Annotated in this window: 13 protein-coding genes and 1 pseudogene; 6 read left to right on the top strand and 8 right to left on the bottom strand. The window is 68.5% G+C overall.

Translation table 11 applies throughout. The features are described from left to right. A partial coding sequence (locus tag HLH25_RS18990; RefSeq protein WP_182975574.1) for a beta strand repeat-containing protein occupies positions 1–4,050 on the bottom strand: 4,050 nt, incomplete at its 3' end. A 608-nt stretch (positions 4,051–4,658) separates the two neighbouring features. Here HLH25_RS18990 and HLH25_RS18995 point away from each other — a divergent pair. After that, on the top strand, positions 4,659–5,768 hold the full coding sequence (locus HLH25_RS18995; RefSeq protein ID WP_259657278.1) for a diguanylate cyclase domain-containing protein: 1,110 nt from the start codon (positions 4,659–4,661) through the stop codon (positions 5,766–5,768). Between the two features lie 345 nt (positions 5,769–6,113). Here HLH25_RS18995 and HLH25_RS19000 read toward each other — a convergent pair whose 3' ends face one another. Beyond that, positions 6,114–7,133 (bottom strand): NAD(P)/FAD-dependent oxidoreductase, encoded by a 1,020-nt coding sequence (locus tag HLH25_RS19000; protein WP_182975576.1) that lies wholly within the window; start codon positions 7,131–7,133, stop codon positions 6,114–6,116. A gap of 141 nt (positions 7,134–7,274) precedes the next feature. On the opposite strand from HLH25_RS19000, the gene tsaE reads away from it, so the two are divergent. From tsaE to trxA, 5 genes are all read left to right on the top strand, one after another. Then, the gene (gene tsaE / locus HLH25_RS19005; RefSeq protein ID WP_182975577.1) at positions 7,275–7,745 is read left to right on the top strand and encodes a tRNA (adenosine(37)-N6)-threonylcarbamoyltransferase complex ATPase subunit type 1 TsaE; all 471 of its coding nucleotides are present in this window, start codon (positions 7,275–7,277) and stop codon (positions 7,743–7,745) included. Continuing rightward, positions 7,742–8,512, top strand: a complete 771-nt coding sequence (locus HLH25_RS19010) for a nucleotidyltransferase family protein (RefSeq protein WP_182975578.1) — start codon at positions 7,742–7,744, stop codon at positions 8,510–8,512. The genes tsaE and HLH25_RS19010 overlap by 4 nt, the downstream gene beginning before the upstream one ends. Next, entirely contained in the window at positions 8,509–11,526 is a 3,018-nt protein-coding gene (addB, locus tag HLH25_RS19015) for a double-strand break repair protein AddB (protein ID WP_182975579.1), read from the top strand. The genes HLH25_RS19010 and addB overlap by 4 nt, the downstream gene beginning before the upstream one ends. Then, a complete protein-coding gene (addA, locus tag HLH25_RS19020; RefSeq protein WP_182975580.1) occupies positions 11,523–15,047 on the top strand; it encodes a double-strand break repair helicase AddA in 3,525 nt (1,174 codons plus the stop codon). Before addB ends, addA begins: the two co-directional genes overlap by 4 nt. A 68-nt stretch (positions 15,048–15,115) precedes the next feature. Continuing rightward, entirely contained in the window at positions 15,116–15,442 is a 327-nt protein-coding gene (trxA, locus tag HLH25_RS19025; RefSeq protein WP_114729005.1) for a thioredoxin TrxA, read from the top strand. On the opposite strand, the gene HLH25_RS19030 is transcribed toward trxA, so the two are convergent. The 6 genes and pseudogenes from HLH25_RS19030 to HLH25_RS19055 all read right to left on the bottom strand — a co-directional run. Continuing rightward, a complete protein-coding gene (locus HLH25_RS19030; protein WP_182975581.1) occupies positions 15,426–15,779 on the bottom strand; it encodes a hypothetical protein in 354 nt (117 codons plus the stop codon). The genes trxA and HLH25_RS19030 overlap by 17 nt on opposite strands. Positions 15,780–15,873: 94 nt before the next feature. After that, complete coding sequence (gene hpnK / locus HLH25_RS19035) at positions 15,874–16,713, bottom strand: hopanoid biosynthesis-associated protein HpnK (protein WP_182975582.1); 840 nt, start codon at positions 16,711–16,713, stop codon at positions 15,874–15,876. Between the two features lie 118 nt (positions 16,714–16,831). Next, positions 16,832–18,256, bottom strand: coding sequence for a hopanoid biosynthesis associated radical SAM protein HpnJ (gene hpnJ, locus HLH25_RS19040; protein ID WP_182975585.1), 1,425 nt, complete (start codon positions 18,254–18,256; stop codon positions 16,832–16,834). 87 nt (positions 18,257–18,343) lie between these two features. Next, on the bottom strand, positions 18,344–19,522 hold the full coding sequence (hpnI, locus tag HLH25_RS19045) for a bacteriohopanetetrol glucosamine biosynthesis glycosyltransferase HpnI (RefSeq protein WP_182975583.1): 1,179 nt from the start codon (positions 19,520–19,522) through the stop codon (positions 18,344–18,346). Between the two features lie 46 nt (positions 19,523–19,568). Next, complete coding sequence (locus tag HLH25_RS19050; protein WP_182975584.1) at positions 19,569–20,231, bottom strand: ABC transporter substrate-binding protein; 663 nt, start codon at positions 20,229–20,231, stop codon at positions 19,569–19,571. Further along, a pseudogene (locus HLH25_RS19055) lies at positions 20,228–20,459 on the bottom strand (1-deoxy-D-xylulose-5-phosphate synthase); the annotation flags it as partial. The gene HLH25_RS19050 and the pseudogene HLH25_RS19055, both read right to left, overlap by 4 nt.

Consider the following 20,459-nt stretch of genomic DNA (forward strand, 5'->3'; position numbering starts at 1 on the left):
GGTGGTGAGGGTGGCGCCGGTGACGGTGTCGCCGTTGAGCAGGCCGGTGGAGGTGAACTTCGTGGTGTCGAGCGCGGGGGTCTGGCCGTAGACGCTGCTCTGGTTCAGGGCGGTGATGGAGAGGGCGGCCGGGTCGATGGTCAGGGTGCCGGTGTGATAGGTGACGATGTAGTTGGTCAGTCCGCTGCCCTGGGCGGCGGAGGGGGCGATGGTGTAGCCGCCGCCGACGGGGCTGGTGTTGGTGGCCGGGGTGGTGAGGGTGACGCCGGTGACGGTGTCGCCGTTGACCAGGCCGGTGGAGGTGAACTTCGTGGTGTCGAGCACGGGGGTCTGGCCGTAGACGCTGCTCTGGTTCAGGGCGGTGATGGTGAGGGCGGCCTTTATCACCGTATCGGTGCCCGTGTAGATGGTCTGATAGCCTGGGATGGAGCCGTGGACGATGATGAGCGGAGCGGAATTGCCGACGCTGCTGGTCGTGCTCAGGTTGGTGCCGCCCCAGGTCAGAGCTGTCGTATCGACTTTTCCGGATACATCCAGACCGTTCTGGTCCTTGATGGAGGTGAAGACAACCGTTGCCGTGCTCTGTCCGTAGACTTGGCTTCCCTGACCTGTGATGACGACATAAGGCAGTGCTTTCAGGACCGGATAAGGAGAGCCGGATACCCAATCGCCTGGGGTGCTGAAGCTGTTGGGGCTGCCTGCGACCGTGGGTCCTTCGGATGCCCATTGCGCCGTCGTCAGTCCCGTGATGGAGATAGACGAAAAAGCGCCGCCCGTGGCATTCGATGTACCGGACGTGTCTGTGTCGAAATACGCATAGGTGATTTGGTCGTCATCCTCTCCGACAAAGCCGCCGACAGTGTTGTTGCTATTGGTAGCGGAGACGGTGCCTGTTGCGTAGGCGTTAGTGATTGAGCCATCATTGTATCCGACGAAGCCGCCGACATAGTTGTTGCTATTGGTAGCGGAGACGGAGCCTGTTGCGTAGGCGTTGGTGATTTGGCCGATATTGGCTCCGACGAAGCCGCCGACATAGTTGTTGCTATTGGTAGCGGAGACGGAGCCTGTTGCGTAGGCGTTAGTGATTGAGCCATCATTGTATCCGACGAAGCCGCCGACAGTGTTGTTGCTATTGGTAGCGGAGACGGAGCCTGTTGCGTAGGCGTTGGTGATTTGGCCGATATTGGTTCCGACGAGGCTACCGACGAGAGCATTGTCGCCGTTCGAGCTGACGCTGCCGCCGAGCAGCCCGATATTCCGGACCACGCCGGTCTGGGCGAGTTGCCCGAACAGGCCGACATTCCGGTCCGTGCTATCGTTGATGGTCAGGTTGGAGATGGTATTGCCCCGGCCGTCGAAGGTGCCGGTGAAGCCGGATACGGCCAGGGGCCTGAAGTTGCTGATGCCGCTGAGGTCCAGGCTGTTGGCCAGGGCGTAACTGGCGGAGGAACTGGCGTTGACGTTCTGGAGCCCGGCGGGCGTGAAGATCAGCCAGACGGGGGTTGTGGTGGGGAAGGGCGCGCCGGTTCCGAAATGGACCTGCTGGTTCGCGGAGACCCCCAGCAGGTAGGGCGTCGTCTGGTTGTTCAGGTTGCCCCATATGGCCGAATTGAAGGCGGCGGGCAGCGCGCCGGCCAGTTGTACCGTCGTCAGGCCCGTGATGCCGGAAGACGACCCCGTCCCCACGCCTGGTGTCGCGCTGGACGTGTTGGTATCGAAATAGGCGTTGGAGATCGTGGTGGTGTTCTGTCCGGCAATCTGACCGACATTGGTGCTGCCGGTGACGGCGCCGGTTGCATAGGCATTCGTGATCTGGCCACGCATGGTTGTCTGCAGGATGGTCAATGTGGTGTTCGATCCCACGAGGCCGCCGACGATGTCGCCGCTTGTGACGGCGCCTGATGCGTAGGCATCCGTTATTGAGCCGACATTGTATCCGACGAGGCCGCCAGCGTTGCGGGGGCTACTGCTGGAGATTGTGGATACGCTACCCGATGCGGCAGAACGGGAGATCGCGGCCTCGTTCATGCCGACGAGGCCGCCGACAGCCGGACCCCAATTGCTAACACCAGTGACACTGGCAGCGGAATATGAATTGGTGATCGTGCCGGGAGTGGATCCCGGTCTTTGGCCATTCATTCCCACCAGGCCGCCGATGTCGCTGCCTCTGCCGTTGACGCTGCCGGTCGTGTACGCACCGCTGACCGCGCCGTAATTTACTCCGACCAGACCGCCAAGGTTGCTTCCGTCAGTGCCGCCGGTGACACTGACGCCCACCAGTCCGACATTTTCGACGATGCCGGAGGGGTCGATCTGTCCGAACGGAGCGATGTTACTTCCGCTGCTGTCGTGAATGGTCAGGTTGGAGATCGTGTTGCCCAGTCCTTCGAATGTTCCGGAGAAACTGGGGATGGGCGAGGAGGTGAGCGTGCCCAGGGGGGTGGCGTCCAGGCTGCCGGCCAGCGCATAGTATCCGTTGTACTGGACGGACGTGAGATCCGAGGCATTGCGCAGCAATGTATAGGGCTGGCCGTTGATGTTCAGCGTGCCGCCGGTCGTGTCGGTGAAGGCGACGTTGCCGCCCGCGAAGGTCAATCCACCGGGATTGACGGTCGCGCCCTGGGTGTTGGTCAGGATGTTCAGCGTGCCGTTGCCCGCCACGGTGATCGCGGCGTTTATGGTGACGTTGCGCCATGCCGAGAGGGTCAGGCTGGCGGGGCTGTTCCACATGAGGGGGGCAGTGACGAAGATGTCGCCGTTTCCCGATGCGCTCGTGCCCCCGCCGCTGATGTTGCTGGCTGCGCCGGCCGAGGTCTGCTCCGTGACATCGGTGCCGCTGTTGAGCGCGGCATTGATGGTGCTGGCGGCCGGGGCGTCGATCGTGAGGTCGTCGGGGTCCAGCAGCCAGGTGCCGCCCTTGCCCGCATCCACCGAAGCCTTGCCGAGCGCCAGGCTGTGGGCCGAGGTCTCGATCAGGCCGCCCTTGCCGCCGCCCTTGCCGGTGGCGGCCAGCGTTGCGCCCTGGGCGATGGCGGTATGACGGGCGAGGTTGACGCCCCCCGGAGCATCGGTGCCGACCAGGACCCGTCCGCCCCCGGCGCCGGACCGGGTGGCCGAGGCCGACAGCGTGGCCTTGCCCCCGACCGTGACCGTATCGCCATGGGCACCGACGATGCCGCCCGAGCCGTCGGCATTGCTCGCAGCGACCGTGGTACCGTCCACCGTGACCGCGCCGTTGGGCGCGGTCAGCCACACCTGGCCGTCGATGGTCTTCGTGCCCGTGGCCTGGATCAGGCCCCGCCGGTTGCCGGCCAGCGCGTAGACATTGCCCCCGGCCGAGGCCAGCGTGGCGGCCGCCGCCGTGATGCGGCCGGTGTTCGTCGCGTCGCCCCTGGCCTTGACATCGGCGACCACATAGATGCCGTCCGGTCCGCCGGCCTCGCTCAGCACCACCTTGTCGCCCGCCGCCAGGGCCACGGTTCCGCCCGCCGCCTCGATGGCGCCGCTGTTGGTGACGGATTTGCCCACCAGCACCACGTTGCCGCCGGTGCTGGTGATGCGTCCCTCGTTCCTGACCGTGCCGGAGGAGGTGCCGGACAGGGTGACGGCGCCGCCTTTCATGAACGTGCCGTCGGGCGTGTCGCGCGTCGAGGCGACGAAGCTGCCGCCCGCGACGACCGTGCCCTTTGGCCCGATGACCACGCCGTTGGGGTTGATCAGGAAGACCGATCCCGTTGCGCCCAGCCGACCCTGGATGGACGACATCTGGCTGCCGGTCACCCGGTTGAGCGTGGCGCCGCTGCCGTTGTCGAACTGGACCGTTCCGCCCGCCCCGATGGAAAAACCCTGCCAGTTGATGATGCCGCGGGCTGACGACTGGGTGATGGTGGTGCGGGAGCCCGCCGACGCGATCGTGCCGGCGCCGGCCACATAGGCCCCGCCTGTCGGCAGGGCCTGGGCGAAGGCCGAAACCGGCGTCAGGATGGAAAAGCCGATGAGTGCAAGCCGAAGCGAGGTGCGATGACGGCGGACGAGGGGACGTGTGATCATTGGCCTGAAGGATACCCTGGAGGATATGGGGAGGGCGGGCAGGGGGCTATCCGGCGTGGGAAAGATACCGAAGGTGATATTTGAATATATGTGATGTTTTTTTTTGGAAAGTTATGGGTGATTATATGTGTTTTGTTGTATTAATTTAATAATATCATACTGTATTCGCGGGTTTTGTGGCTATCTCTGGCCGGATTTTCTTGACTTGTAGAGAGAATACGCTATGTGCGGACAGAGTGCTTGTCCATGGCCAGATCTGGCCACAAAGAGCGGAATTTTCACGATCAGGTCACTCTGGCCCGCCTTGCGGGGGGTCTGCCGCCTTGTGGCGGGACCGGGTGTTCCGGCCCCGCGCTGCGATGGCGGATTGTCGGGGTTTCGGGCCGATTGCCGTGTTGAGTCCGGCTGGGTGCTCGCCTATGAATGTTCCATGTCCGATCCCGATTCCGGCCGGGCGTTCTGATGGTTGCGCACGGGGTTCGGAGAGCGTTTTCCAGATCGGGTTTCGTCAGGGCTGGTGGTTTTTTATGTATTCGTTATCCCGCGACCGAATGATAAATGAAGAATCTCTTGATAATATATTGAAAAATGCTTTTGATCTGGCGGAGATGGGCGCCTGGTCGTGCGATTTGCGCACGGAAAGGCTTTCATGGACCCCAGCGGTGTTCGACATGTTTGGCTTGCCGCGTGACAGGACCGTCGACCGGCGCGAGGTCGTTGCCATGTATGCGGAGCCATGCCGGCGTCTGCTGGAGCAATTGCGTGTGGCCGCGATTGCGAACAGGACGACCTTTGCCCTGGAGGCACGGATCATCCGCCCGGATGGCACGCCCCGGTGGGTCCGTATAAAAGCCGGCACGAAGGTGGAAAATGGCCGTGCCGTCACGCTGTATGGGCTGAAGCAGGATATTACCGCCGAGCGGCAGCAATGGGCGCGGCTGCGCCACCTGACGGATTACGATCCGTTGACCGGCCTTGCCGACCGGATGCACTTCCAGGCAGTTTTTTTCGATCGGTCCGTCGCGTCCGATCTGTGTGCGCCGCCCGGCGCGCTGGCGCTGTTTGCCGTGGACAATCTGGCGGAAATCAATCGGCGCTGGGGCTACGCCGCCGGAGATGCCTGCCTGATCGCGTTTGCCAGGCGGCTGTTGAGCGCCGGTGACGGCGGGGCGTTCACGGCGCGCCTCGGCGGTGGTGAATTCGCCATGCTTCTGGACGGCGCGGGGAAGACGCCGCATCTGGAACCGGGGCCGTCCGAGCGGTTTTCCCATCTGGGAGACCCTGTCCTGTGGAACGGTGTTTCCATTCCGCTCGGCATTTCCATAGGCATCGTCTTCATGCGGCGTTTCCATGGCCACGAGGCCGAAGCGATATACGCGCGGGCCGATCTGGCGCGCCAGGTGGCCCGACGACAAGCGGGGCGTTCTCCGCGTATCGTGTCCGCGACGTTCGAGGGCGGGAAACAGGTCGCCGTCGGTTCCGCACCGTCGGCAGGTGCGCCGGCTGGCGCGGCGGGCGTGGGCATGCCTTCCCTCTCGCCGCGTGAAATGGAGGCGCTTCGTCACATTTCCCGCGGACGCACCATTGATGAGATCGCCCATGAAATGGCGGTCTCGCCGCATACGGTGCGAAACTTCATTCGTCGCATCTACCAGAAAATGGAAGTCGATACCCGTGTGGAGGCCGTGCAACGGGCCTATCGGAACGGGCTGCTGTAGAGCCGTCACCGTTTACATCGGTTCACGGATATGGCGCTGGCGTAGTGATTTTGCGAGCGGCTTCACCTGTTTGAATGCCTGCATTCAAACAGGTGCGGCGCCTGTGGTGCGGTCCGGCCGTTCGTTCTTCGGGACGCCGGGCTGTCGGGAACGCTGAATCTCCGGCGGGGCGGGCGCCTCAGAGCCTGACCGAAAATGCGGTCTGGTGAGCGAGAGCGGCTCATCAGGGCCGCGTCCGGCGTGTGTTTCTGAGCATCGGAGCGGAGCGGCCTTGATGGCCGTGAGCACCGAAGCGCAGGAAACGCGCGGAGGACACGCCACCAGGGCGCATTTTCGGTCAGGCTCTCAGCCGGGGACGCCCTTGCTGGTGGAATATTCGAAATGGAGCGCGGTGTCGGGGCGCACGATGGGGTGGATGGCGTGGGCGGCCATGGCACCCTCGCTGAAGCCTTGCAGGATCAGTTTCAGCTTGCCCGGATAGGTGGCCACGTCGCCGATGGCGAACACGCCGGGCAGCGAGGTTTCGCAGCTTGAGGGCACCACGGGGATGGTGCTGCGGATGGAGTCGATGCCCCATTGGGCGATCGGGCCGAGGTCGGTCGACAGGCCGAAGAACGGGAGCAGGCGGTCGGCTTCCAGCACGCGGGTGTCGCCGTCCAGCGTCGCGACTTCCACGCCGTGCAGCGTGCCGTTGGTGCCGTGTAGGCCGTGGAGCTGGTAGGGGACGATCTTTTCGATGCGGCCGGCGGCGACGGCTTCGTCGAGCTGGCGCAGGCTTTCCGGGGCCGCGCGGAAACGGTCGCGGCGGTGGACCAGGAAGATCTTCTCGGCTTCGTCCTTCAGCGCCAGCGCCCAGTCGATGGCGGAATCGCCGCCGCCGGCGATGACGATGCGGGTGCCGGTGAAATCGGCGCGGCGGCGGACGTAATACTGCACCGCGCCCGTGGCCTCGAAGCCCTCCAGCCCGGCCAGCGGCGGGCGGTTGGGGCCGAAGGCGCCGGCCCCGGCGGCGATGATGACGGCGCGGGCGCTGATGATGTCGCCCCTGTCGGTGCGCAGGGTGAAGGCGCCGCGATGGCCGGTCAGGCCCTCGACCCGGCGGCTGAGCAGGCGGGGGACGGCGAAGGGGGCGATCTGCCGGTCCAGGGCCTCGATCAGCGCGCCGCCTTCGATCGCGGGGTGGGCGGGGATGTCGTAGATCGGCTTTTCCGGATAGAGGGCCGCGCACTGGCCGCCGATGCTGTCCAGTGCGTCGAGCAGCACGCAATCCAGTTTCAGCATGCCGCATTCGAACGCCGCGAACAGGCCGGTGGGGCCGGCGCCGATGATGGCGACATCGGTCGAGAGGGTGGGGGCGTCGGTCATGTCGGTTCCGTGTTGCTGCGCTGCTGAACGATCAGGGCTCCGGTTGTGCGGTCTGTTTTCGCCGAGTGCAAGATGGGCGGAGATGCGGGCGGGGAAAACGGGGTCTTGTGCCCCTGCCGGGGCGGTGGGCATCATGAGGGAATGCAAGAACTGACCTTCGATTTACCCGACCAGCATGCGACGGAGGAACTGGCGCGGCGGCTGGCCGGCGCGGCGCGGCCGGGGGATGCCATCCTGCTCTCCGGGGTGCTGGGGGCCGGGAAGAGCGTGTTTTCCCGCGCTTTCCTGCGGGCGGCCTGTGGCGACCCCGACATGGAGGTGCCGAGCCCGACCTATACGCTGGTGCAGAGTTACGACGCGCCGGCGGGGGGGATCGCGCATTTCGATCTGTGGCGGCTGGCGGGGCCGGAGGGGCTGCATGAACTGGGCTGGGACGATGCGTGCGAGGGCATCGTGCTGGTGGAATGGCCCGATCGGCTGGGGGCGCTGGCCCCGGCGGATGCGCTGCGGATTACGCTGTCGGTGACGGGCGAGGAGACGCGCGGGGCGCGGATTGCAGGTTGGGAAGGCCGGCCGGTATGGGCCGGGCTGGCGGCGGGGAGGCCGGCATGAGCATTGCGATGCCCCGGAAGGCGATGCTGTTCGCGGCCGGCGCCGGCAGCCGGATGCGGCCGCTGACCGAGGAGACGGCCAAGCCGCTGCTGACGGTGGATGGGCGCTCGATTCTGGACCATGTGCTGGACCGGCTGGAGACGGCCGGGGTGCCGGAGGTGGTGGTGAATGTATGCTGGCAGGCCGGCAAGGTGCGCGCCGCATTGCGTGCCCGTGCCGAGGCGGGGCGGGGGCCGCATGTGACCGCCCGCGCCGAGGAGACGTTGCTGGAAAGTGGGGGCAGCGCCGCCGCCGCGTTGCGGGATGGGGCGCTGGGGCCGGAGCCGTTCTTTCTGCTGAATGGCGATTCCCTCTGGCTGAACGGGCCGGTGGCGGCGTTGCGCCGGCTGGCCGCCGCGTTCGACCCCGCGCGGATGGATGCGTTGCTGCTGCTGGCGCGGACCAGTCTGGCGGTGGGGGCCGTGGGACGGGGGGATTTTACCTCCGATCCCGATGGGCGGCTGTGCCGGGCGGAGCCGGGGAGGGTGACGCCCTATGTCTTTGCCGGGGTGCAACTGGCGGCGCCGGCCCTGTTCGCCGATGCGCCGCCGGGGCCGTTCAGCCTGAATCTGCTGTGGGATCGCGCCATCGCGCGGGGGCGGCTGTACGGGATCGTGCATGATTCGGTGTGGTGCCATCTGTCCCGGCCGGAGGATCTGCCGGCGGCGACGCGGGCGCTGCGTCTGGCGCGGGAGCCGGATGCGGCCGAGCGGGACGCCGCGTCGTGAGCCTGATCGCCACCGTTCCGCCGCATGTGCCGTTTCTGGACGAGATCGCGGCCCGCTGGATGGCGGGGGTGGGGGACGACCCGCAACGCAGTGGGGACGGGCTGATCCTGCTGCCCAGTCGTCGTGCCGCGCGTGCGCTGACCGAGGCGTTTCTGCGGCGGGCGGATGGGCGGCCGCTGTTGCTGCCGCGGATTGCGCCGCTGGGCAGTCTGGACGAGGCCGGGCTGGCGCTGTCGGGGGATATGGCGCTGGATCTGCCGCCCGCTGTCGAACCGTTGCGGCGGCTGGCGACGCTGGCGCTGCTGATCCTGAGAGCGGGGGATGCGTTCGGGGAGGTTCTGTCGCTGGATCAGGCGTGGCCGCTGGCGCGGGCGCTGGCCGAGCTGATGGACGATGCCGAGTGGGCGGAGTGCGATCTGGCCGAGACGCTGCCGCTGGCGGCGGATGGGGATTTTGCCGAACATTGGCGGGAGACGCTGCGGTTTCTCTCGATCGTCACCAGCGTGTGGCCGGCGTGGCTGGCCGAGCAGGGGGTGATGAACCCGGCGGCGCGGCAGGTGGCGCTGCTGCGGGCGCAGGCGGCGCGCTGGCGCGCCGCGCCGGATGCGGAATCGCGTTTGTGGGCCGTGGGATTTACCGATGCGGTGCCGGCCGTGCGCGATGTGCTGGCTGCGGTGCTGGGCCGGGCCGGGGGGCGGCTGGTGCTGCCGTGGGTGGATCTGTCGCTGGACGAGGCGATCTGGGTGGCGTTGCCGGACGGGCACCCGCAGGCGGGGCTGGCGCGGTTGTTGGGCGGGTTGGAGCGGACGCGGGCCGATCTGGCGGTGTGGGAGGGGACGGCGGAGGGGCCGGTGTCCTGCCCGGCGGGGCGGGGCGGGGTGCTGGCGCGGGCGCTGCTGCCGGCGGCGGCGCTGGGCGACTGGCTGCGCGACGAGGGCGCGGTGGCGCTGGACGGGGTGTCTGTGCTGCGGGCCGCCGACCAGCAGGAGGAAGCCGCCGCGATCGCGCTGGTGTTGCGGCAGGCGATCGTGACGCCGGGACGGCGGGCGGCGCTGGTGACGCCGGATCGGGGGCTGGCCGGGCGGGTGGCGGTGGAACTGGCGCGCTGGGGCGTGGTGGCGGATGACAGCGCGGGCGAGCCGCTGCATGCGACGCCGCCGGCCGTGTTCCTGCGGCTGCTGGCGCGGGCGGCGTCCGGCGGGCTGTCGCCGGTGGCGCTGCTGTCGCTGCTGAAACATCCGCTGGCGGCCTGCGGGCTGGCGCCGGGGGCGTGCCGTGCCTCGGCGCGGTTGCTGGAGCGGGCGTTGCTGCGGGGGCCGGCGCCTCGGCCGGGATTCGCGGGGTTGCGGGACCGGTTGGCGGCGGCGCGGGATGATGCCCATGGCGCGCTGGCGGATCGGCCGGATGCGCCGGAGGATCTGGCGGGGTTCGTCGATCGGCTGGAGCGGTGTCTGGCGCCGGTGCTGGGGTTTGGGGCGGCGGAGAGCCGGCCGGTGGGCGACCTGCTGACCGGGTTGATCGCGGCGGCGGAGGCGCTGGCCGCGACGGACGAGAAATCGGGCGCCGACCGGTTGTGGGCGGGCGAGGACGGCAACGCGCTGGGGCAGCATCTGGCGGGGCTGGTGGCGTTCTGCGACGTGTTGCCGGCGCAGCCGGGGTGGGTGCTGGATGGGGTGCTGACCGCTTCGATGGGCGGGCTGTCCGTGCGCTCGCGGCGCGGGTTGCGGGGGCGGAGCGAGAATGCGCTGCATCCGCGCATCTTTATCTGGGGCCTGATGGAAGCGCGGTTGCAGTCGGTCGAGACCATGGTGCTGGGTGGGCTGGTGGAAGGCGTGTGGCCGCCGGCGACCGATCCGGGGCCGTGGATGAGCCGGCCGATGCGGGCGCGGGTGGGCCTGCCTTCGCCCGAGCGGGCGATCGGGCAGGCGGCGCATGATTTCGTGGCCTGCGGCTGTGCGGCGGGGGAGGTCGTGCTGTCGGTGCCCGGTCGGCGGGACGGGGCGCCGACCGTGCCGGCGCGGTGGCTGGTGCGGCTGGATGCGTTTCTCGCCGGGCGGGGGCAGGCGGTGCCGGCGCATCCGGCCCTGGCGTGGCTGGGACGGCTGGACCGGCCGGTGGAGGCGCCGCGCCCGGTGGCGCCGCCCCGGCCCTGCCCGCCGGTGGACTGGCGGCCGCGCCGGCTGACGATTACCGAGATCGAGACCTGGATGCGCGACCCGTATGCGATTCATGCGCGGCATATTCTGGGCTTGCGGCGGCTGAAGGAGATCGAGGAGCCGGCGGACGCGGCCGATTACGGCACCATCGTGCATGCGGCGCTGGATCGCTGGTGCCGCCAGCCGGCGGGAGAGCGGGCGGACGAGGCCGGGTTGCGGGCGCTGTTTGCCGAGGCGCTGGCCGAGGCGCGGCTGCGGCCGGCGCTGGCGGCGTGGTGGGCGCCGCGACTGGAGCGGATTGCATCCTGGGTGATCGCCACCGAGGCCGCGCGGGCGGCCGGCGAGGGGGCGCCGATCGTGCTGACGCGCACCGAGCAGAGCGGCAAGGCGACGCTGAACGACCTGCCGGGCGGGCCGTTCCTGCTGCGCGGGCGCGCCGACCGGATCGACCGCGACGCGGCGGGGGCGCTGGTGCTGATCGACTACAAGACCGGGACGTTGCCGAACCGCAAGACGGTGGTGGCGGGGTGGTCGTCGCAACTGGTGCTGGAGGCGGCGATGGCCGAACGCGGGGCCTTCGGGCCGGAACTGGCGGGGCCGGCGCGCGAACTGGCCTATTGGCGGCTGACCGGCGGGGCCGAGGCCGGGAAGATCCTGCCGCTGGCCGAGGGGGACGCGCTGGCCGCGCTGATCGAGGGCGCGTGGGAGAGCCTGCGGGGGCTGATTGCGATGTATGACGATCCGGACCAGCCTTATCTGTCGCATCCGCACCCCGGCGAGAGCCCGCGTTTTGCCGATTATGCGCGGCTGGCGCGGGTGGCGGAGTGGAGTGCCGCGCGCGACGAGGCCGCGCCATGAACGTGACCTCGCGCGATGCGATCGGGCTGGCGAATGCCCGGCAGGCCGAGGCTTCGGACCCTGAAGCCTCGGTTTTCGTCTCGGCTTCGGCGGGAAGTGGCAAGACCAAGCTGCTGATCGACCGGCTGTTGCGGCTGATGCTGCCGCGTGTGGGGCCGGAAGGGGTGATGCTGCCGGGGTCGGACCCGTCGCGCATCCAGTGCCTGACCTTTACCAAGGCGGCGGCTGCGGAAATGGCGATCCGGCTCCAGAACCGGCTGGGGCGGTGGGTGACGCTGCCTGACGGGGAACTGGACCGCGAACTGGCGGCGCTGTCGGTGCCGCCCGGCGAGGCGGCGCGGCGGGCGGCGCGGGAATTGTTCGCCCGTGTGCTCGATCTGCCGGGGGGGATGCGGATCGGCACCATTCACGCTTTCTGCCAGTCGCTGTTGCGGCGTTTTCCGGTGGAGGCGGCGATCAGCCCGCATTTCACGCTGGTTGAGGATGCCGATGCGCGGATGGCGCTGGGCGAGGCCGTGGAGGCGGTGGTCGGCGCGGGCGGCGATGCCGTGGCGCTGCTGGCCGGGCAGGTGATGGTGGGGGCGTTCGCGGCGCTGGTCGGTAGCTTGCAGGCGCAGATGCGGCGGTTGCGGCCGGTGGTCGAGCGGCTGGCGGTGGATCGTGCCGGTGTCGAGGCCGCGATGATGCGCGTGCTGGGGGTGCGGAGCCGCGATGAAGAGTCGCTGCGCCATGCCGCCTGCGTGCCGCCGGACGAGGCGCATCTGCGCGCTGTGCTGCGGGTGGTGGCGGAGGACGGGCCGGCCGGCGCGCGGCGTACGGCGGTGGGGATGCTGGACTGGCTGGCGCTGCCGCCGGACGGGCGGGCGGCGCGCTGGGATGTGTGGCGCGCGGCGCTGGTGACGAAGGAGAACGAGCCGCGCAAGCGCGGGGGGCTGAGCGCGAAATTCGACGCCGAGCATGAGGGGGTGTGCGACGCGCTGGTGGCCGAGGCCGGGCGCGTGATCGCCATAGACGAGGAATGCCGGGCCATTGCCCTGCTGCGGGCCAGCATGGCGCTGCTGGATGTCGCGGTGCCGGTGCTGCTGCGATACGGCGACCGCAAGCGGGGGCAGGGGCTGGTCGATTATGACGATCTGATCGAGCGGACGCTGGATCTGCTGAAAGACCCTGGTGCGGCCTGGGTGTTGTACAAGCTGGATGGCGGCATCGATCATCTGCTGCTGGACGAGGTGCAGGATACCTCGCCCGACCAGTGGGCGATCGCGGGGGGGCTGACGGCGGAATTCTTTGCCGGGGCGGGGGCGCGGGAGCCGGATGCGGCGCCGCGTACGCTGTTTGCCGTGGGGGATTACAAGCAGTCGATCTATTCCTTCCAGGGGGCGGACCCCGAAGCCTTCCGGCTGTGGCGGGCGCGGTTTCGCCAGCGCGTGGAGGAGGCGGGGAGCCCGTGGAAGGAGCCGGCGCTGACCGTTTCGTTCCGCTCCACCGCGCCGGTGCTGAATCTGGTCGATGCCGTCTTTGCCCTGCCGGACGCGGCGCGGGGGCTGGTGGAGCCGGGGGGAGAGGTGCCGGTGCATCTGTCCGCGCGGCCGGGGCAGGGCGGGCGGGTCGAGTTGTGGCCGCTGACGCCGGTGGAGGATGACGGGGGGGAGGCCGATCCGTGGCGGGCGCCGCGCGAGAATGCCGGGCAGTCCACGGCGGCGCAGCGTCTGGCGGATGCGCTGGCGGCGTGGATCGTCGCCGAATTGCGCCGGCCGCCCGAGCCGGGGCAGGCGCCGCTGACGCCGGGGGACGTGCTGGTGCTGGTGCCCCGGCGCTCGGCCTTCGTGCGGGCGTTGATCCGGGCGCTGAAGACGCATGACGTGCCGGTGGCCACCCTGGTGCGGACCGGGCTGGTGGATCAGGTGGCGGTGCAGGACCTGATGGCGCTGTGCGATGCGCTGCTGTTGCCGCAGGACGATCTGACGCTGGCCTGCGTATTGACCTCGCCGCTGGGCGGGGTGTCGGACGACAGCCTGATGGCGCTGGCGGCCGGGCGGGGCGAGCAGCCGCTCTGGGCCGCGCTGCGGCGGCGGCATGCGGAGCGGCCGGACTGGCAGGCGGCGTGGACCATGCTGGAGACGCTGTTTCGCCAGGTGGATTATGCCTCGCCCTACGGGCTGCTTTCCACGGCGCTGGGGGCGCTGGGGGGGCGGGCGCGGCTGCTCGCGCGGCTGGGGCCGGAGGCGGCGGAGCCGGTGGACGAACTGCTGTCGGCCGCGCTGCGCTACGAATCGCTGCATCCGGCGTCGCTTCAGGGGTTCCTGCACTGGCTGCGGGCCTCGCAGGAAACGGTGAAGCGCGAGCCCGACGCGGCGGCCGACATGGTGCGGGTGATGACCGCCCATGGCGCCAAGGGGTTGCAGGCGCGGCTGGTGATTTTGCCCGACACGGTGGGGGCCGCGAAATGCGATGGCGGTATCGTCTGGGGGCGCGATGGCGTCTCCGGGCTGGAGGTGCCGGTGTGGGTGCCGCGCGCCGAGATGGGGGTGGACGTGACCGGCGCGTTGCAGCGCACGATCCGCGAGGCGGCGGCCGAGGAATATCATCGGCTGCTCTATGTGGCGCTGACGCGGGCCAGCGACCGGCTGGTGGTCTGTGGCTGGCAGCAGAAGCGCACCGTGGCCGAGGATTGCTGGTACAGCCTGTGCCGGCAGGGGTTCGAGCAGGCGGGGGCGGAGGAACGGCCGTTCGATCTGGGCTGGGAGGGGACGCGGCTGGTGCTGGAGGCGCCGGCGGCCGTGCCCTCGACGGAGACGCGGGCGGCGCGTGCCGAGGCCGTGCCGGCGGCGCTGCCGGACTGGATGGGCAGCGCGCCTGGGTGGAAGGCCACGCCGCCGCCGGTGGAGGCGGCCCTGATGCGGCCGCTGGTGCCCAGCCGGCCGGACGATGCGCCGCTGGGGCCGCAGCCGGCCGTGCGCTCGCCGCTGGCCATTGCGCAGGCACGGCGGCCGGCCGCGCGCGAGCAGGCGTTGCGGCGCGGCGAGATCGTGCATGCGCTGCTGCAATATCTGCCCGATCATCCGCCCGCGCGGCGGCGGGAGGTGGCGCTGGCCTGGCTGGCGCGGCCGGGCAACGGGCTGGACCCCGCCGAGCAGGCGCGGATTGCCGGGCAGGTGCTGGCGGTGATGGACGAGCCGGCGCTGGCGCCCCTGTTCGGCCCCGGCAGCCGGGCGGAGCAGCCGGTGGCCGGTGTGGCCGGGGGCAGCGTGATCGTGGGGCAGGTGGACCGGATGGTCGTCTGCCCGGACGCGGTGCTGCTGTGCGACTTCAAGACCAACCGGCTGCCGCCGGCGGACGTGGAATCGACATCGGTGCTGTATCTGCGCCAGATGGCGTCGTACCGGGCGCTGATGGCGGCCCTCTATCCTGATCGGCCGGTTCGATGCACCCTTGTCTGGACCGAGGAGGTCCGGATCATGCCGTTGCCCGATTCGCTGCTGTTGCGGCATGCGCCCGGCGCGGTGCCGGACGGACCGTAACTTGAATCCCGGTGGTCCGGCGCCATGTGCAGGCAGAGGGCCGCCAACGAAGCCCGAGGAGTGATGTGATGAGCGAAAATACCGTGGCCGTCAGCGATGCCACTTTCGAAAGCGATGTCCTGAAGGCCGAAGGGCCGGTGCTGGTCGATTTCTGGGCCGAATGGTGCGGCCCGTGCAAGATGATCGCCCCGGCGCTGGAAGAGATCGGTGCCGAGTTCAAGGGCAAGCTGACGGTTGCCAAAGTGAACATTGACGACAACCCGAATACGCCCAACGCCTATGCCGTGCGCGGGATTCCCACGCTGATCCTGTTCAAGGACGGCAAGCCGGCGGCGACGAAAGTCGGGGCGCTGCCGAAGAGCCAGCTTAAGGAATGGGTCAAGAGCAGCATCTGAGGCCTTGACCGGCGGGGGAGGCTGGGGCTCTGCCCCAGACCCCGCCAAAGGCCGGCGGCCTTTGGAAACCGATTCGTTGTTCTTTGGGCAATGGGGTAGGGGTTACCAGGGGGGGGCGGCCTGTGGTCCGGGAGCGGTTGTAGCCGACCAGGATCACGACCACGACGATCACGATCATGATCGGTAATGGAACGTGGCGCATGATCCGGTAGAGGGTCGAATACAGCATCGCGTTGTACAGCGTGTGGACGATGCGGCCCGCGAACGCATGGGATGCGGCGTGGCCGGCGTAGTTCGATGCCTGAAAGAGCCCATGTGCGGCGGAATGAAAGCGCATCGTCATCTCCCTTGCGGAGACGGCATAGCATGAAGGTCCGCTGATCCGTTCTGGCGCCTGACGGAAAATGGGGGCCGGTAGCGGGCGCGCCGCCTCAGTTGGACCAGCTTGTGGGGATGGCGTGGCAATGCGCCAGGCCGGCGCGGAAGCCGGGGCTGCATAGGGCCGCCAGTTCGCCCTGGTGGTCGTAGGTCGGCATCAGCCGTTGCAGCAGGGCGTCCTTGGCCGTGGCCGGGTGGAAATAGATTTCCGACAGGCCCTCGGGCAGGTGGGCGGCCAGGGCGGCGACGCGGTCGGCGGTCATGTGGCCGCTCCACGCGATGCCGAAGCACCAGTCGTTGGTGCGCAGGCCGGCCTTGCGGGCCTGATGGCGCAGCAGGCCCGTCCAGCGGCGCAGGGCGGCCGAACCCATGGAATCGTTATAAGTGCCGGCCGCGATGAGCGGTTCGGGCGGTTCCAGCGGCACGCGGACGGCTTGCAGGCCGTGGCGCAGGCCGCTTTCGATCAGGTATCTGCCCACCGTGGGGTGCAGGTGCATGTGCTTGTGGGCGTTGGCGTGGTCCAGCCGCAGGCCGGTGCGGGCGAAGGCGGCGAACTGGGCCTCGATCTCCTGTGCCAGTTGCAGGCGCACGTCGGGGCGGAAAAAATAGCGGATGCCCAGAGCGAGCTGGTCGGAGGGGAATTGTCCGTTGGCATCGACCAGCAGGGGAATTTCGGCGGGCGGCAGGATGGCCGGCCCTTCGATGACCACCAGATGAAGCCCGACATGGAGGCCGGGCAGGCGGCGGGCGCGTGCGATGGCGTCCTCGGCCGCCGGGCCGGCGACCATGAGGCTGGCGGTGGAGAGCAGCCCGTCGCGATGGGCGATCTCGATGGCTTCGTTGACCTCTTCCGACAGACCGAAATCGTCGGCGGAGATGATCACCTGCTTCATCGTGCGATCCGGTAAGCGGTGTAGCTCGGGACCGGGCAGGGCCTTTCGGCCCCGCCCCCCACGAATGGGTTTCCAAAGGGCGACTGCCCTTTGGTGGGTCAAGGGCAAAGCCCTTGAATCAGGCCGCGCGGCGATCCTTGAGGAACTGGAAGAACTCGACCCCCTCGCGCAGGCGGCGCTTCATCATCTGCGGGCTACGCACCATCTCGTTGACGATGGAGGCGATCTTCGGGGCGCGGAAATAGAATTTCCGGTAGAATTCCTCGACGCCCTTGAAGATTTCCTCATGCGACAGGTGGGGGTAGTGCAGCGGGGCCATCTGCACGCCGTTCTCGTCGATCAGTTCGGCGTTGCTCTCGTCCAGCCAGCCATTCTCGGTCGCCTGCTTGTGCAGGAAGGTGCCGGGATAGGGCGCGGCCAGCGAGACCTGGAGCGTGTGGGGGTTGATCTCGGTGGCGAACTTGATCGTCTCCTGGATCGTCTCCCGCGTTTCGCCCGGCAGGCCGAGGATGAAGGTGCCGTGAATCTTGATGCCCAGCTCGTGGCAGTTCTTCGTGAACTCGCGGGCCGTTTCGACGCGCATGCCCTTCTTGATGTTGTGCAGGATCTGCTGGTTGCCGCTCTCGTAGCCGACCAGCAGCAGGCGCAGGCCGTTGGCCTTGAGCACTTCCAGCGTCTTGCGGGGCACGTTGGCCTTGGCGTTGCACGACCAGGTGACGCCCAGCTTGCCGAGTTCCTTCGCGATGGCCTCGGCGCGCGGCAGGTCGTCGGTGAAGGTGTCGTCGTCGAAGAAGAATTCCTTCACCTGCGGGAAATACTGCTTCGCCAGACGGATTTCGGCCGCCACATGCTCGGGGCTGCGGGTGCGGTAATGGTGGCCGCCGACCGTCTGCGGCCACAGGCAGAAGGTGCAGCGCGATTTGCAGCCGCGGCCGGTGTAGATCGAGATATACGGGTGCATCAGGTACCCGATGAAATAATCCTCGATCTTGAGGTCGCGCTTGTAGACCTCGGTCACGAACGGCAGGCTGTCCATGTTCTCGATGATCGCGCGGTCGCGGTTATGGACGATCTCGCCGGCTTCGTTGCGCCAGGAGATGCCGTCGACCTCGGCGAAGGGGCGGCCTTCGGCGATTTCCTTGATCGTGAAATCGAACTCGTTGCGGGCGACGAAATCGACCGGGCCGCCCTTGAGCAGGCTTTCCTCGGGCTGGACGGCGACCTTGGCGCCGACCATGCCGATCTTGAGCTTCGGATTCGCGTCCTTGAGCATCTGCGCCACCTTCACGTCCGACGCGAAGGACGGGGTGGAGGTGTGCATGATGACCAGGTCGCGGTCGCGCACGTCCGCGAGGATCGGCTCCATGCCCATGCGCGCCGGGGGGGCGTCGATCAGGCGGCTACCCTCGACCAGCGCGGCGGGCTGGGCCAGCCAGGTGGGGTACCAGAACGACCGGATCTCGCGCTTCGCCTGGTAGCGGGAGCCTGCGCCGCCGTCGAACCCGTCGAAGGAGGGGGGCTGAAGGAACAAAGTTCTCAACATCGTCATGGTACGCTGATCCTCGGACGTGGGGAGAGTTGGCCCGGCACGGCCGTTTTCCCGGTCTGTCTGTTGATGTCGTGCGGGCGCTTATTCGCCCGGCACGACCGGATGGGTAGGTGGGGCTATAGCCGAATGTGGTGTGATATGCATCGTCTGTCCACGCCAGGCAACGCGCGTGCCGCTGACGCTGCCGACCATGATGGCGGCCGACAGCCAGTCGCGCACCGGCAGAAGCAGAAGCGGGACCAGGCTGCGCTGGGCCAGCAGCCGGTCGGTAAAGAACGCGCAGACCGCCCGGATGGCCCACACGGAGAAGAAAACCCACCATGTCCAGGACGCATGGGGGTTCGTCAGGACGCTGACCGCGGCCCAGAACAGCGGCAACTGGATGGCCGACGCGGCATAGCCCGCCGGCTCCAGCGTCTTGACGGTGCGGCCCCAGCGCAGTTCGTGGGTCAGCACGTCGCCGAAGCTGGCCTCGCCCACCGTGGTCCAGGTCATGCACGGGGCGATGGCGATGTGCAGGCCGCGCTCGCGCACCAGGCGGCCCAGCATGGCGTCGTCGGCGATGTGGGGGGCCAGGGCCTTCAGCCCGCCGACGGCATCGAGCGTCTCGCGCCGCAGGGCCATGGTGGCGCCCAGGCAATCCTGCCGGCCGAGATAGCGCGAGAGCATCACGCCGGGCAGGAAATTATGGTTGATCTGGCAGGCGGCGAGCAGGCGCGGCAGGCTGCGCGAGGCCGGCAGGCCGGCATAGAGCGTGGTGGCCAGCCCCACGCCGGGCTGGGCCAGCGCGTGGACGACATGGCGCAGATAGTCCGGCGCCACATGGATATCCGAGTCGGAAATGACCAGCAGGTCGTGCCGCGCGTAGGGCAGCATGTTGATCAGGTTGCCGATCTTGCGGTTGACGCCGTGCACGGTCGGGTCGACCACCAGGTCGATATCGCGCGTGGGGTGGCGCTGGCGCAGGCGGCGGACGATCGCGATGGCCGGGTCGCCGGCATCCTGCACGCCGAAGACGATCTGGAAATGCGGATAATCCTGCGTGCAGAAGCTTTCCAGAGCCTCTTCCAGCAGCGGTTCGTCGCCATGCAGCGGCTTGAGGACCGTGACGGGGGGGAGCGAGGCGCCCGGTGGTACCCGTTCCTCCCGCCAGCGGAAGCGCGCCAGCAATCCGGTGCCCAGCCCTGCCTGTACGCAGCCGGCGGCCGCGATCAGGGCGGCGAGACCCGCAGGGGAAACAAGGGCATGCAAGGCGGACATCAGCGTTCCGGTGAGGGGTGGTGGGACGGGGTGGCGGGGCGGGCGTTCAGTCTTCGGAGAACGCCTTCACCTTTTTCTGTAGCAGGGCAATCAGATTCTGGACATTCCCCGATGAAAGCGTCGCGCTGAAATCGGACCTCTGGGCTGCGACCTGACTGATATGCGCGTTCAGCAGCACGTCCACGATGCGCCAGCCCTGCGGGCCGGAGCGCATGACATAGTCGATTTCGGTGCCGTCGGCATCCTCGGCCGATCCGATATGGGTGGTCACGATCTGGTCGCTGCCCACCGGCGAGGGGCGGGGCGTGGGGTCGATGGTGAAGCGCGCGTCGCCGCCCGGTTTGAAGCTGGAGACGTAGCGGGCCACCGTGAACTGGCGGAACACGTCGGCAAGCTGCTGCTTGTCGGCATCGCTGAAGCTGGCATAGCGCAGGCCGACCGAGGCGCGCAGGACGGTTGCGAGATCGTAGACCTTGTCGACCACCGGGGCGAGCGTCTGCGTACGCTGCGCGAAGCTGCCGCTGTTGCGGGCCTGGATCTGGCCCAGGGCGGCGTAGAGCGCGGTGACGGGGGCCGTGATCGCGGTGGCGGGTGCCGACTGGGCGTGTGCCGGGGCGGCGGGCAGCAGCGGGAGTGCCACCGGCGCCGCCGCGAGGACGGTGCCGAGGGCCAGGGAGAGAGAGAATGTCATACGGCGCATAATAGTCATGCTTTCAGTCCGATCGTCGCCTTGATCTGGGGATGGGCGCTCTCGTGGAGGCCCAGGGCGTGCAGGGCGGTTGCTGCGATGGCGGTGGCGTCGAGCCCGGCCTCGCGATACTGGGCGTCCTGCGTGTTGTGGTCGATGAAGCGGTCGGGGAGCGTCATCGGGCGGAAGCGGACGCTGTCGAGCAGGCCGGTGCGCGCCAGATGGTGCATGACATAGGCCCCGAACCCG

The sequence above is a fragment of the Gluconacetobacter dulcium genome (assembly GCF_014174165.1).
Lineage (GTDB): Bacteria > Pseudomonadota > Alphaproteobacteria > Acetobacterales > Acetobacteraceae > Gluconacetobacter > Gluconacetobacter dulcium.

Excerpts from the sequence above, each read along its gene's own strand:
- HLH25_RS19030 (WP_182975581.1), bottom strand. The coding sequence starts at position 15,779 with ATGCGCTTTCATTCCGCCGCACATGGGCTCTTTCAGGCATCGAACTAC.
- trxA (WP_114729005.1), top strand. The coding sequence starts at position 15,116 with ATGAGCGAAAATACCGTGGCCGTCAGCGATGCCACTTTCGAAAGCGAT.
- hpnJ (WP_182975585.1), bottom strand. The coding sequence starts at position 18,256 with ATGTTGAGAACTTTGTTCCTTCAGCCCCCCTCCTTCGACGGGTTCGAC.
- HLH25_RS18995 (WP_259657278.1), top strand. The coding sequence starts at position 4,659 with ATGGGCGCCTGGTCGTGCGATTTGCGCACGGAAAGGCTTTCATGGACC.
- addA (WP_182975580.1), top strand. The coding sequence starts at position 11,523 with ATGAACGTGACCTCGCGCGATGCGATCGGGCTGGCGAATGCCCGGCAG.
- HLH25_RS19000 (WP_182975576.1), bottom strand. The coding sequence starts at position 7,133 with ATGACCGACGCCCCCACCCTCTCGACCGATGTCGCCATCATCGGCGCC.
- hpnK (WP_182975582.1), bottom strand. The coding sequence starts at position 16,713 with ATGAAGCAGGTGATCATCTCCGCCGACGATTTCGGTCTGTCGGAAGAG.
- tsaE (WP_182975577.1), top strand. The coding sequence starts at position 7,275 with ATGCAAGAACTGACCTTCGATTTACCCGACCAGCATGCGACGGAGGAA.
- HLH25_RS19010 (WP_182975578.1), top strand. The coding sequence starts at position 7,742 with ATGAGCATTGCGATGCCCCGGAAGGCGATGCTGTTCGCGGCCGGCGCC.
- HLH25_RS19050 (WP_182975584.1), bottom strand. The coding sequence starts at position 20,231 with ATGACTATTATGCGCCGTATGACATTCTCTCTCTCCCTGGCCCTCGGC.
- hpnI (WP_182975583.1), bottom strand. The coding sequence starts at position 19,522 with ATGTCCGCCTTGCATGCCCTTGTTTCCCCTGCGGGTCTCGCCGCCCTG.